The following is an 11,795-nucleotide window of genomic DNA, read 5'->3' as shown; positions in this document are numbered from 1 at the left end:
GAAATCGAATGGATTTGGTACTCGACCTGCTTGCCACCGTGTCTCGCTGGAGCCGCAGCAACCTCTCGGAAATCGCCCTGGCCCTGGTGGGCTGCCTGCTGGTGCTGTTTGGTGCGGATTTCAAAGGCTGGGTCGAGCAGCGCCTGGGCAGCATCGCCGGCGCCTTGCGCGTGCCGCTGATGTCCCTGCTGTGCATGATCGGCAGCGGCGCGGCGCTGATCTACGCCACGCCATGGGTCGTGCGCGGCTTGAGCCAGTTCAACAACTACAGCCTGGCGCCGGTGTTGTTGGTGGTGTTGGTGTTGATTGGCGTGGTCGCGGATCGCCGCTGATCCTGCAGCACACACAAAACGACTGTGGGAGCGGGCTTGCTCGCGAAAGCGGTGTATCAGACAACATTAATGTCGACTGACACGACGCCTTCGCGAGCAAGCCCGCTCCCACATTGTTTTGTATTGCAGTTTAAGCCAGTTTTTCGAACTTCAAATCCCACACACCATGCCCAAGACGCTCGCCACGGCGTTCGAACTTGGTGATCGGGCGCTCGGCCGGGCGCGGTACGCACTTGCCGTCTTCGGCGAGGTTGCGGTAACCCGGGGCGACATTCATCACCTCCAGCATGTACTCGGCGTACGGTTCCCAGTCGGTGGCCATGTGCAGAATACCGCCGACCTTCAACTTGCTGCGCACCAGCTCGGCGAAGGACGCCTGGACGATACGGCGCTTGTGGTGACGGCTTTTGTGCCACGGATCCGGGAAAAACAGCATCAGGCGATCAAGGCTGTTATCGGCCACGCAGCGGTTGAGCACTTCGATCGCATCGCAATCGTAGACTCGCAGGTTGGTCAGCCCCTGGGTCAGCACGCCATTGAGCAGCGCCCCGACACCCGGACGGTGAACCTCGACGCCGATGAAGTCCTGGTCCGGCGCAGCCGCTGCCATTTCCAGCAGCGAATGGCCCATGCCAAAACCGATTTCCAGCGAGCGCGGTGCCGAGCGACCGAACACCTGGTCGAAGTCCACCGGCGCATCGGCCAGCGGCAGCACGTACAGCGGCGCGCCCTGCTCCAGGCCACGTTGCTGGCCTTCGGTCATGCGCCCGGCGCGCATCACGAAACTCTTGATGCGGCGGTGTTGGCGCTCGTCGCCTTCTTCCGTCTGGATTGGCGTGTCGTTCGATTCAGTCATCAATGGCTCTTACTTGATCAGACCATCCAGCGGCGAAGAGGCGCTGGCATAGAGTTTTTTCGGCATACGGCCGGCGAGGTAAGCCAGGCGGCCTGCGACGATCGCATGTTTCATGGCTTCAGCCATCATGACCGGCTGCTGGGCGTGGGCGATGGCCGAGTTCATCAGCACCGCATCACAACCCAGTTCCATGGCGATGGTGGCGTCGGAAGCGGTACCGACGCCAGCATCCACCAGCACCGGGATTTTGGCTTCTTCGAGGATGATCTGCAGGTTGTACGGATTGCAGATCCCCAGACCTGAACCGATCAGACCGGCCAGCGGCATCACCGCGATACAGCCGATTTCCGCCAATTGCCGGGCGATGATCGGGTCATCACTGGTGTAGACCATCACGTCGAAGCCTTCCTTGACCAGTGTTTCGGCGGCCTTGAGGGTTTCGATCACGTTGGGGAACAGGGTTTTCTGATCGGCCAGCACTTCCAGCTTCACCAGGTTGTGGCCGTCGAGCAGCTCACGGGCCAGGCGACAGGTGCGCACAGCTTCGATGGCGTCGTAGCAACCGGCGGTATTCGGCAGGAAGGTGTAGCGATCCGGCGACAGCACTTCGAGCAGGTTCGGCTCGCCCTCGATCTGACCGAGGTTGGTGCGGCGCACGGCGAAGGTGACGATCTCGGCACCCGAGGCTTCGATGGCCAGGCGGGTTTCTTCCATGTCACGGTACTTGCCGGTACCGACCAGCAAACGCGACTGGTAAGTACGACCGGCCAGGACGAAAGGCTTGTCGCTGCGAACGATGCTCATGGGAAATCCTCTGTAGGGGTGAGGTACTTGCAGAATTCTGTGGCCACTCGGCCGAGACTACTAGCCGCCGCCGATGGCGTGCACCACTTCGACGTTGTCGCCGTCGTTCAACGTGGTGTCTGCATGCTGACTGCGCGGGACGATATCCAGATTGAGTTCGACCGCCACTCGGCGTCCGGTCAGGTCCAGACGGGTGATCAGGGCCGCAACGGTTTCACCGTCGGGCAGTTCAAAGGATTCGCCGTTCAACTGAATGCGCATGCCGGATGCCGCCATCATTTTTTGGGGCAGGCATTCTAGCCCGATCAGTCAGGCCGACCCAAGCCATTCGTCTTGAAATGCGATTCGTGCATTTCATGTAGGAGCTGCCGCAGGCTGCGATCTTTTGCCTTTTGTTTTTTAAGATCAAAAGATCGCAGCCTGCGGCAGCTCCTACATGAGGTCGTATTCCGGATCAGGTCAGGCGCCAGGCGGCGAGGCCCAGGCAGAGCCAGCCAACCAGGAATGCCAGACCGCCAAAAGGCGTGATGATGCCGAGCTTGCTGATGCCGGTCAGCGTCAATACATACAGGCTGCCGGAGAACAGCAGGATCCCGACAGCAAACGACGCACCGGCCCAGGTGACGAGTCGACCGGGAATTTGCGTGGCCAGCGCTGCGATACCGAGCAACGCCAGGGCGTGCACCAGTTGATAGGTGACGCCGGTGTGGAAGATCGCCAGGTACTCGGCGCTCAGGCGGCTCTTCAGGCCATGGGCGGCAAAGGCCCCGAGGCCGACACCGGTGAAGCCGAAAAAAGCGGCCAGCATCAGAAAGCCACGCAGCATGCAGAACTCCAGTCAGTTTCGATCCAAAGGGTCTGTATAATGGCCCGCTCAACGGGTTCGGCCAAGCCATCTCTATGCTGCGTATCTATTTCCGTCATTTCTCCAAGGCCGTGCTCTGGTTCATGGGTGGCAGCGTATTGCTGGTGCTGATCTTTCGCGTGGTGCCGCCTCCGGGGACGACGCTGATGATCGAGCGCAAGATCGAATCCTGGATTGACGGCGAACCCATCGACCTGCAACGGACCTGGAAACCCTGGGACGAGATCTCCGACGACCTGAAAGTCGCGGTGATTGCCGGCGAAGACCAGAAATTCCCGGAGCACTGGGGTTTCGATATCGGCGCGATTCAGGCGGCGTTTGCCCATAACGAGCGCGGCGGTTCGATCCGTGGCGCCAGCACCCTGAGCCAGCAAGTCTCGAAAAACCTGTTCCTGTGGTCTGGCCGCAGCTGGCTGCGCAAAGGCCTGGAAGCCTGGTTCACCGGACTGATCGAAGTGTTCTGGCCCAAGCAGCGGATTCTTGAGGTGTACCTGAATAGCGTTGAGTGGGATGACGGGGTGTTTGGCGCGGAGGCTGCGGCACGGCATCATTTTGGGACCAGCGCGAAAAATCTCAGCCGACAGCAATCGAGCTTGCTCGCCGCCGTACTGCCAAACCCGCGGGTCTGGAGCGCAAGCCATCCGACTTCATACGTTTCGCGGCGAGCGGGCTGGATTCGACAGCAGATGAGCCAGTTGGGCGGGGATAGCTATCTGGTGGGCCTGAACGATTCGCGTCGGGCACCTTGGTCTCAATAACCGATCACAATTCTTCAGGCCCTGAAAACCACTGTGGGAGCGGGCTTGCCCGCGATGACGGCCTGACATTCAACTTATGTATTGAATGTTCGGACCTCATCGCGAGCAAGCTCGCTCCCACAGGATCACTGCTCGGTTTTTTTACTGCCTGCCCGCCAGTTACGCAGCGATCGACAACTTGAGCTTGTTCATCGCGCTCTTCTCGAGCTGGCGAATACGCTCGGCCGACACGTTGTACTTCTGCGCCAGGTCGTGCAGCGTGGCTTTTTCTTCCGCCAGCCAGCGCTGGTAGAGAATGTCACGGCTACGGTCGTCCAGCACCTCCAGCGCTTCGTGCAGGTTGTGGTTGGAGTTGTCGCTCCAGTCGGCGTCCTCCAGTTGACGGGCCGGATCGTACCGGTGGTCTTCCAGATAGTTGGCCGGCGACTGGAAAGCACTGTCGTCGTCCGCTTCGGCAGCCGGGTCGAAGGCCATGTCATGGCCGGTCAGGCGGCTTTCCATCTCGCGCACTTCCCGAGGCTCTACGCCCAGGCTTTCAGCGACGCGATGAACTTCCTCGTTATTCAACCAGGCCAGGCGTTTCTTCTGGCTGCGCAGGTTGAAGAACAGCTTGCGCTGGGCCTTGGTGGTCGCGACTTTCACGATGCGCCAGTTACGCAGGATGAACTCGTGGATTTCCGCCTTGATCCAGTGCACGGCAAAGGACACCAGGCGCACGCCCATTTCCGGGTTGAAGCGCTTCACGGCCTTCATCAGGCCGACGTTGCCTTCCTGGATCAGGTCAGCCTGAGCCAGGCCGTAGCCGGAATAGCTACGGGCGATATGTACGACAAAACGCAGGTGGGCGAGCACCATCTGCCGAGCCGCCCCCAAATCCTGCTCATAATAGAGACTCTCGGCCAGTTCACGCTCCTGCTCCGGCGACAGCAATGGAATGCTGTTGACGGTGTGCACATAGGCCTCCAGGTTCGCACCCGGGACCAGAGCATATGCAGGTTGCAAAGAATTGGTCATACGAAAAAACCTCCGACTTACAAACTCGTGCAGTTCAGCACTGCGAAAATTGACCGGAAACCGAAAGACAAGTTCCCTAAAACCCATAAACGCTGAAAGGTCAATACGAGCAAAATGATACTACTTAGGCGCAAGCTCCCTCAGGTGGCGTGCGACTGCAATCCATGCACCGATATACCCCAACAGCACCGCGCCAAGCAAGAGAGACAGACCGTCGGCAACTGGCACTCCAGCCAGCGCAAAATCACTGCCGTACAAACCGGCCAGACCTACCACCGCGTCGTTCAGCCAATCAAGGCCGAACGCAAGCACGCCCCAGGACAGAATCCCTGCACCGAAGCCATACAGCGCCCCCATGTACAGGAAGGGCCTGCGGACATAGCTGTCAGTGCCGCCGACCAGTTTAATCACTTCTATCTCTGTACGGCGGTTTTCAATATGAAGACGAATGGTATTGCCTATCACCAAAAGTAATGCAGAAACCAGAAGTACGGTCAGACCGAAGACAAAACGGTCACCCAGCTTGAGGATGGCTGCCAGACGCTCGACCCAGACTAAATCAAGTTGCGCCTGCTGTACCTTCGGCAACTCGGATAGTTTTTGTCTTAATGCTTCAAGGGCCGGCTTGTCGACTTCGGTCGGCGTTACCAGAACCACGCCTGGCAACGGGTTCTCCGGCAATTCCTTGAGCGCCTCGCCCAGCCCCGACTGTTGCTGGAACTCTTCCAGCGCCTGATCCCGGCCAACGTATTCGGCATCGGCAACGCCAGGCATACCCTTTATCTGATCGCGCAGCGATTCGCCTTCGGCTGGCTTGGCCTCAAGGTCCAGATACAGGGAAATCTGCGCCGCGCGCTGCCAGGAACCACCCAGGCGCTCGACGTTACTTAGCAAAAGTGACAGCCCCATGGGCAAGCTCAGGGCCACCGCCATCACCATGCAGGTGAAAAAGCTGCCGATGGGCTGTTTGCCCAGGCGACGCAGGCTGTCGACCATGCTGGCGCGATGGCTTTCGATCCAGGCACGGAACAACGTGGCGAAGTCCGGCCCGTCATCATCGTCGTGTTTTTTCTTTTGCGGCTGCGGATCGGCGGCTTTCGGGGCCACGCGCTCGGAAACCTTGGGGCTACGTGTTGCACTCATACCGCGGCCTCCCCGTCACCGATCAATCGACCGCGTTGCAACGTCAGCATGCGATGGCGCATGCGGGCGATCAGGGCCAGGTCGTGACTGGCGATCAGCACGCTGGTGCCCAGGCGATTGATGTCTTCGAACACCCCCATGATCTCGGCGGCCAGACGCGGGTCGAGGTTACCAGTCGGTTCATCCGCCAGCAGCAAGGCCGGACGGTGGACGATGGCGCGGGCGATGCCGACGCGCTGCTGCTGACCGGTGGACAGGTCACCCGGGTACAGATCGGTTTTATCCGACAGCGCCACGCGCTCCAGTGCCGAGTCCACGCGCTTGGCGATCTCGGCCTTGGACAGGCCCAGGATCTGCAAAGGCAACGCGACGTTATTGAACACCGTGCGATCGAACAGCAACTGGTGATTCTGAAACACCACGCCGATCTGCCGACGCAGGAAAGGAATCTGCGCGTTGCTGATGGTGCTCAGGTCTTGCCCGGCGAGCAGCAGCTTGCCGCTGGTCGGGCGCTCCATCGCCAGCAACAGGCGCAACAGCGTGGATTTACCGGCGCCGGAATGGCCGGTGACAAACAAGAACTCGCCACGACGGACTCGAAAGCTCAGCTCATGCAAGCCGACGTGACCGTTCGGGTAGCGCTTACCGACCTGTTCGAAACGAATCATGAACGCTCCCGCTCGGCAAACAATGCCTGGACAAAGGGTTCTGCTTCAAAGGTACGCAAATCGTCGATGCCTTCGCCGACGCCAATGTAGCGGATCGGCAGGCCGAATTGCTTGGCCAGGGCAAAAATCACCCCGCCCTTGGCGGTGCCGTCGAGCTTGGTCAGCGCCAGGCCGGTCAGTTCGACGGTCTGGTTGAATTGTTTGGCCTGGTTGATGGCGTTCTGGCCGGTACCGGCGTCAAGCACCAGGAGCACTTCGTGAGGTGCGTCGGCGTCGAGCTTGCCGATCACCCGGCGAACCTTTTTCAGTTCTTCCATCAGGTTGTCTTTGGTGTGCAGGCGGCCGGCGGTGTCGGCGATCAGCACATCGATGCCACGGGCCTTGGCGGCCTGCACAGCGTCGAAGATCACCGAGGCCGAGTCGGCGCCAGTATGCTGGGCGATCACCGGGATCTTGTTGCGCTCGCCCCAGACCTGCAACTGCTCTACCGCCGCCGCACGGAAGGTGTCGCCGGCGGCGAGCATGACTTTCTTGCCTTCCAGCTGCAGTTTCTTCGCCAGCTTGCCGATGGTGGTGGTCTTGCCGGCACCGTTGACGCCGACGACCAGAATCACGAACGGCTTGTTCTGCGAGGTGATTTTCAGCGGCTGCTCGACGGGCTTGAGCATGGCCGCCAGCTCGGCTTGCAGGGATTTATACAGGGCATCGGCGTCAGCCAGCTCCTTGCGCGCAACCTTCTGCGTCAAACGCTGAATGATCACCGAGGTGGCTTCGACACCGACGTCGGCAGTCAGCAGACGGGTCTCGAGGTCCTCGAGCAGTTCGTCATCAATAACCTTTTTGCCCAGGAACAGGCTGGCCATGCCTTCGCCGATACTGGCGCTGGTCTTGGACAGGCCCTGCTTGAGGCGGGCGAAGAAACCGGCTTTGGTTTCTTCGGGGCGTACGGGTTCTACCGGGGTTTCGACGGGTGCCGCGATCGGCACAGGAATCGGAGCGGGTGCTGGTGCTTGAGCAACCGGAGCAACCGGAGCAACCGGAGCAACCGGAGCAACGAATACCGGGACCTCTGGCTGGCTGACAACGGAAACAGGCTCGGCCACGACGACGGGTTCAACAATCGCTTCGACCACAGGCGCATGAACCGGTGCAGGCGCAAACGCTGCCGGGGCCGGAATCGGCGGGGTCACGTGGGGGGCCAGGTCATTTTCGACCAACGCCACGGGCTCTTCGGCTACCGGCAGGGTCAACCAGGGTTCGGCCGTCGGGGCCAGCGGCTGTTCGGTGACGATTTCGCTGACAGGTTCGGGAGCGGCTTCAACCTTGGGTTGCAGCAACGGCTCGGCAATCGGCAGAGCAACCGGTGCGGGCGCTTCTTCTATTACCGGGACCGGCGTCGGCGCGGGCTCAGGAATGGCTTGTGGCTGTTCGACGACGGGTTCCTGCGGCTTTTTGCGCAGCCATCCGAACAGGCTTTTTTTCTCGCCAGCCGCAGCTGGGGTCTTCTTGTCGTCGTTGGAACCAAACATGGAGGACGGCTATCTCACGGTAGCGACGCGCCAATGGCGCCCCGGCAAATAAATAATCGATGCAGAACAGACTGTGTTTCACCCAGCTTGTTCACGCGCAACATTTTGTCGAGGTGCTCAATGGCACCTCACGGAATCGAATTCTCATTGGACTAAAGCAGCAAAATCGGCGAAAACGCGGAATTCAGTTGATAAATATCCACCTTCCGTCGCAAACCCATTCAACCTGATCAAGCATAAAGGCCTGATAGGCGTGGCCGCCGCTAAAACGGATCAGTATCCTAGCACCCTCTCGCCCGCTGACGCTAAGAACAAGCGGGCAGCCCCAAAGGTTTGAAAACGAATGAATGCTCTTGCCCGCCGCGCCGCAGGCCTGCTGCTCAGCACAGTTTGCCTGCCCCTTTCGGCCCTGGCTGCCGACCCGCAACCCACCCACGAATTCACGCTCGACAACGGCTTGAAGGTGGTCGTGCGCGAAGACCATCGTGCGCCTGTTGTGGTTTCCCAGGTCTGGTACAAGGTCGGCTCCAGCTACGAGACGCCGGGCAATACCGGCCTGTCCCACGCTCTGGAACACATGATGTTCAAGGGCAGCGAGAAGGTCGGCCCCGGCGAAGCCTCGCTGATCCTGCGCGACCTCGGCGCCGAAGAGAACGCTTTCACCAGCGACGACTTCACCGCGTACTACCAGGTGCTGGCCCGGGATCGCCTGGGCGTGGCCTTCGAACTGGAAGCCGACCGCATGGCCAGCCTGCGCCTGCCGGCCGACGAGTTCGCCAAGGAAATTGAAGTCATCAAGGAAGAACGTCGCCTGCGCACCGACGACAAGCCGATGTCCAAGGCCTATGAGCGCTTCAAGGCCATGGCTTACCCGGCCAGCGGCTATCACACGCCGACCATCGGCTGGATGGCCGATCTTGAGCGGATGAAGGTCGAAGAACTGCGCAACTGGTACCAGACCTGGTACGTGCCGAACAACGCCACGCTGGTGGTGGTCGGCGACGTGACGCCTGACGAAGTCAAGGCGCTGGCCCAACGCTATTTCGGTCCGATCGCCAAGCGTGATGTGCCAGCCGCGAAAAAGCCGCTGGAACTGGCCGAACCGGGCGAGCGCCAGATCACCCTGCATGTGCAAACCCAACTGCCAAGCTTGATGCTGGCCTTCAACGTGCCGAGCATTGCCACCGCCGAAGACAAGCGCCTGGTCAATGCCCTTCGCCTGATCTCGGCACTGCTCGATGGCGGGTACAGCGGACGCATCCCGACGCAACTGGAGCGCGGAGAAGAACTGGTGTCCGGCGGCTCGTCGAGTTACGACGCCTACACCCGTGGCGACAGCCTGTTCACCCTGTCGGCGTCGCCGAACTCGCAGAAACACAAGACCATCGCCCAGGCAGAAGCCGGATTGTGGAAGCTGCTCGATCAGTTGAAAACCACTGCGCCGACGGCCGAAGAGCTCGAACGGGTTCGCGCACAAGTCATCGCCGGCCTGGTCTACGAGCGCGACTCGATCACCAGCCAGGCCACCGCCATCGGCCAACTGGAAACCGTCGGCCTGTCATGGCAGCTGATGGACACCGAACTGGCCGACCTGGAAAGCGTGACCCCGGAAGATATCCAGAAAGCCGCCAAGCTGTATTTCACCCGCGAACGTCTCAGCGTCGCCCATGTACTGCCTCTGGAGACGACTCATGAGTGAGCGTAAACCCTCCCGCCTGGCCCTGATCGGGCTGATCGCTGCCGCCGTTATCGGCTCTGCCGCGTTCTATCTGTCGCGCTCCGGCGAATCCAGTGCCAGTGAAGCCCTGGACAAAGCCAAGGCCAGCCAGAAACTGCAATCGCTGACCGAACTCAACGGCAAGGCGCCGGACCACCGCAAGCTGGACGTGCAGACCTGGAACACCGCCGAAGGCACCAAGGTGCTGTTCGTCGAAGCCCATGAGCTGCCGATGTTCGACATGCGCCTGATCTTCGCCGCCGGCAGCAGCCAGGATGGCGATGCACCAGGCCTGGCGCTTCTGACCAACGCCATGCTCAACGAAGGCGTGGCCGGCAAGGACGTCGGCGCCATTGCCCAGGGCTTCGAAGGCCTGGGCGCCGATTTCGGCAACGGTGCTTACAAAGACATGGCAATCGCTTCACTGCGCAGCCTGAGTGCCAAGGACAAGCGCGAGCCGGCCCTGAAGCTGTTCGCCGAAGTCATCGGCAAGCCGACCTTCCCTGCCGACTCACTGCTGCGCATCAAGAACCAGATGCTCGCCGGTTTCGAATACCAGAAACAGAACCCCGGCAAACTGGCGAGCCTGGAACTGATGAGCCGCTTGTACGGTGATCACCCGTACGCGCATTCCAGCGACGGCACGGCGAAAAGCGTACCGGCGATCACCCAGGCACAACTGCGCGCTTTCCACGAGAAAGCCTACGCGGCCGGTAACGTGGTGATCGCGCTGGTCGGCGACCTGTCCCGCGCCGAAGCCGAAACGATTGCCGCACAGGTTTCCGCCGCCCTGCCCAAAGGTCCGGCGCTGCCAAAAATCGCGCAGCCGACTGAGCCGAAGGCGAGCATCGGCCACATAGAGTTCCCGTCCAAGCAGACCAACCTGATGCTCGCGCAATTGGGCATCGATCGCGACGATCCGGACTACGCGGCGCTGTCCATGGGCAACCAGATTCTCGGTGGCGGCGGTTTCGGCACCCGGTTGATGAGCGAAGTGCGCGAGAAGCGTGGCCTGACCTATGGTGTTTATTCGGGCTTCACCCCGATGCAGGTGCGCGGCCCGTTCATGATCAACCTGCAGACCCGCGCCGAGATGAGCGAAGGCACCCTGAAACTGGTGCAGGACGTCCTGGCCGACTACCTTGAAACCGGCCCGACCGAAAAGGAGCTCGACGACGCCAAGCGCGAACTGGCCGGCAGTTTCCCGCTGTCTACCGCCAGCAACGCCGATATCGTCGGCCAACTGGGCGCCATCGGTTTCTACAACCTGCCGTTGAGCCACCTGGAAGAATTCATGCAACAGTCCCAGGCCTTGACCGTCGAACAGGTCAAAGCCGCCATGAACAAACACCTGGGCACGGACAAGATGGTCATCGTCAGCGCTGGCCCGACCGTGCCGCAAAAGCCGTTACCGACCCCTACTGATAAACCTTCCGAGCAGCCGCTCGGGGTTCCGGAGCATTAATGGCCAGTCCCAAGAAACCCGCCAAAAACGTCCATAACGGCGTGAACCAGCTGCGCATCATTGGTGGCGAATGGCGCAGCCGCAAACTGAGTTTTCCCGACGCCCCTGGCCTGCGCCCGACGCCGGACCGCGTGCGTGAAACCCTGTTCAACTGGCTCGCGCCGTACGTGCCGGGCGCCAAGGTGCTCGACCCGTTCACCGGCAGCGGCGCGTTGTTCCTCGAAGCCCTGTCCCGTGGCGCGGCCATGGGCCAGGCGCTGGACGCCAGCAGCATCGCGGTGTCCAGCCTGAAGGAGCACCTGGGCACCCTGCGGTGCACCAACGGCCAGGTCCAGACCGCCGATGCCCTGCGCTACCTGGAAACCCAGACCGCAACGGCCTACGACCTGGTGTTCCTCGATCCGCCGTTCAACCAGAACCTGCTGCCCGCCGTTTGCAAGTTGCTCGAAGAGCGTCAATGGCTGGCCGAAGATGCCTGGGTGTACACCGAAAGCGAATCCGCGCCGTCGACCCTGGGCCTGCCGGAGAACTGGCGCCTGCACCGCGAGCAGAAATCCGGGCGCGTCTACTACTCGTTGTGGCAACGTATGGCAGAGATCGCCGGTTAATCGACCGGCCTGAAAAAGGTGCGTACCTGCTACGCA

The 11,795-nt window shown here is 61.0% G+C and carries 13 protein-coding genes; 5 read left to right on the top strand and 8 right to left on the bottom strand.

The window, feature by feature from the left end; genetic code table 11:
• The first annotated feature begins 8 nt into the window (after positions 1 to 8).
• Entirely contained in the window at positions 9 to 332 is a 324-nt protein-coding gene (locus tag AC07YV_RS05035; protein ID WP_007987827.1) for a DUF3392 domain-containing protein, read from the top strand.
• Between the two features lie 130 nt (positions 333 to 462).
• Here the strand turns inward: AC07YV_RS05035 and trmB are convergent, their stop codons facing one another.
• The 4 genes from trmB to AC07YV_RS05015 form a co-directional block, all read right to left on the bottom strand.
• Complete coding sequence (gene trmB / locus AC07YV_RS05030; RefSeq protein WP_102699966.1) at positions 463 to 1,188, bottom strand: tRNA (guanosine(46)-N7)-methyltransferase TrmB; 726 nt, start codon at positions 1,186 to 1,188, stop codon at positions 463 to 465.
• A 9-nt stretch (positions 1,189 to 1,197) separates the two neighbouring features.
• Positions 1,198 to 1,992, bottom strand: coding sequence for a thiazole synthase (locus tag AC07YV_RS05025; RefSeq protein WP_007975390.1), 795 nt, complete (start codon positions 1,990 to 1,992; stop codon positions 1,198 to 1,200).
• A 60-nt stretch (positions 1,993 to 2,052) separates the two neighbouring features.
• A complete protein-coding gene (gene thiS, locus AC07YV_RS05020) occupies positions 2,053 to 2,253 on the bottom strand; it encodes a sulfur carrier protein ThiS (protein WP_160386128.1) in 201 nt (66 codons plus the stop codon).
• Between the two features lie 193 nt (positions 2,254 to 2,446).
• The gene (locus AC07YV_RS05015) at positions 2,447 to 2,818 is read right to left on the bottom strand and encodes a DUF423 domain-containing protein (RefSeq protein ID WP_102699967.1); all 372 of its coding nucleotides are present in this window, start codon (positions 2,816 to 2,818) and stop codon (positions 2,447 to 2,449) included.
• Positions 2,819 to 2,892: 74 nt separating this feature from the next.
• Here AC07YV_RS05015 and mtgA point away from each other — a divergent pair, with 74 nt between their 5' ends.
• Positions 2,893 to 3,615: a monofunctional biosynthetic peptidoglycan transglycosylase gene (gene mtgA, locus AC07YV_RS05010; protein ID WP_007975387.1), complete on the top strand. Its 723-nt coding sequence runs from the start codon at positions 2,893 to 2,895 to the stop codon at positions 3,613 to 3,615.
• 159 nt (positions 3,616 to 3,774) lie between these two features.
• Here mtgA and rpoH read toward each other — a convergent pair whose 3' ends face one another.
• The 4 genes from rpoH to ftsY all read right to left on the bottom strand — a co-directional run bounded on the left by rpoH (position 3,775) and on the right by ftsY (position 7,969).
• Positions 3,775 to 4,629, bottom strand: a complete 855-nt coding sequence (gene rpoH, locus AC07YV_RS05005) for an RNA polymerase sigma factor RpoH (protein WP_007975386.1) — start codon at positions 4,627 to 4,629, stop codon at positions 3,775 to 3,777.
• 120 nt (positions 4,630 to 4,749) lie between these two features.
• Positions 4,750 to 5,772, bottom strand: coding sequence for a permease-like cell division protein FtsX (ftsX, locus tag AC07YV_RS05000; protein ID WP_095964214.1), 1,023 nt, complete (start codon positions 5,770 to 5,772; stop codon positions 4,750 to 4,752).
• Positions 5,769 to 6,440 (bottom strand): cell division ATP-binding protein FtsE, encoded by a 672-nt coding sequence (gene ftsE / locus AC07YV_RS04995; RefSeq protein ID WP_007975383.1) that lies wholly within the window; start codon positions 6,438 to 6,440, stop codon positions 5,769 to 5,771. The genes ftsX and ftsE overlap by 4 nt, the downstream gene beginning before the upstream one ends.
• Positions 6,437 to 7,969, bottom strand: coding sequence for a signal recognition particle-docking protein FtsY (ftsY, locus tag AC07YV_RS04990; RefSeq protein ID WP_102699969.1), 1,533 nt, complete (start codon positions 7,967 to 7,969; stop codon positions 6,437 to 6,439). Before ftsY ends, ftsE begins: the two co-directional genes overlap by 4 nt.
• A gap of 343 nt (positions 7,970 to 8,312) precedes the next feature.
• Between ftsY and AC07YV_RS04985 the strand changes: the two genes are divergently transcribed.
• The 3 genes from AC07YV_RS04985 to rsmD are packed head-to-tail and all read left to right on the top strand — an operon-like array spanning position 8,313 to position 11,759.
• On the top strand, positions 8,313 to 9,668 hold the full coding sequence (locus AC07YV_RS04985; RefSeq protein ID WP_102699970.1) for a M16 family metallopeptidase: 1,356 nt from the start codon (positions 8,313 to 8,315) through the stop codon (positions 9,666 to 9,668).
• The gene (locus AC07YV_RS04980; RefSeq protein ID WP_102699971.1) at positions 9,661 to 11,151 is read left to right on the top strand and encodes a M16 family metallopeptidase; all 1,491 of its coding nucleotides are present in this window, start codon (positions 9,661 to 9,663) and stop codon (positions 11,149 to 11,151) included. The genes AC07YV_RS04985 and AC07YV_RS04980 overlap by 8 nt, the downstream gene beginning before the upstream one ends.
• Entirely contained in the window at positions 11,151 to 11,759 is a 609-nt protein-coding gene (gene rsmD / locus AC07YV_RS04975) for a 16S rRNA (guanine(966)-N(2))-methyltransferase RsmD (protein ID WP_015097219.1), read from the top strand. Before AC07YV_RS04980 ends, rsmD begins: the two co-directional genes overlap by 1 nt.
• Positions 11,760 to 11,795 lie beyond the last annotated feature (36 nt).

The organism is Pseudomonas sp. GW456-E7 (genome assembly GCF_059424105.1).
The sequence above is the reverse complement of the archived record's forward strand: the minus strand, read 5'-3'. Positions and strand labels throughout refer to the sequence as shown.

What these genes read in the sequence shown, in the direction of transcription:
- mtgA (WP_007975387.1), top strand. Translation starts at nt 2,893, where the DNA reads ATGCTGCGTATCTATTTCCGTCATTTCTCCAAGGCCGTGCTCTGGTTC.
- trmB (WP_102699966.1), bottom strand. Translation starts at nt 1,188, where the DNA reads ATGACTGAATCGAACGACACGCCAATCCAGACGGAAGAAGGCGACGAG.
- AC07YV_RS04985 (WP_102699970.1), top strand. Translation starts at nt 8,313, where the DNA reads ATGAATGCTCTTGCCCGCCGCGCCGCAGGCCTGCTGCTCAGCACAGTT.
- rpoH (WP_007975386.1), bottom strand. Translation starts at nt 4,629, where the DNA reads ATGACCAATTCTTTGCAACCTGCATATGCTCTGGTCCCGGGTGCGAAC.
- ftsY (WP_102699969.1), bottom strand. Translation starts at nt 7,969, where the DNA reads ATGTTTGGTTCCAACGACGACAAGAAGACCCCAGCTGCGGCTGGCGAG.
- ftsE (WP_007975383.1), bottom strand. Translation starts at nt 6,440, where the DNA reads ATGATTCGTTTCGAACAGGTCGGTAAGCGCTACCCGAACGGTCACGTC.
- AC07YV_RS05025 (WP_007975390.1), bottom strand. Translation starts at nt 1,992, where the DNA reads ATGAGCATCGTTCGCAGCGACAAGCCTTTCGTCCTGGCCGGTCGTACT.
- thiS (WP_160386128.1), bottom strand. Translation starts at nt 2,253, where the DNA reads ATGCGCATTCAGTTGAACGGCGAATCCTTTGAACTGCCCGACGGTGAA.
- AC07YV_RS05015 (WP_102699967.1), bottom strand. Translation starts at nt 2,818, where the DNA reads ATGCTGCGTGGCTTTCTGATGCTGGCCGCTTTTTTCGGCTTCACCGGT.
- ftsX (WP_095964214.1), bottom strand. Translation starts at nt 5,772, where the DNA reads ATGAGTGCAACACGTAGCCCCAAGGTTTCCGAGCGCGTGGCCCCGAAA.
- AC07YV_RS05035 (WP_007987827.1), top strand. Translation starts at nt 9, where the DNA reads ATGGATTTGGTACTCGACCTGCTTGCCACCGTGTCTCGCTGGAGCCGC.
- AC07YV_RS04980 (WP_102699971.1), top strand. Translation starts at nt 9,661, where the DNA reads ATGAGTGAGCGTAAACCCTCCCGCCTGGCCCTGATCGGGCTGATCGCT.
- rsmD (WP_015097219.1), top strand. Translation starts at nt 11,151, where the DNA reads ATGGCCAGTCCCAAGAAACCCGCCAAAAACGTCCATAACGGCGTGAAC.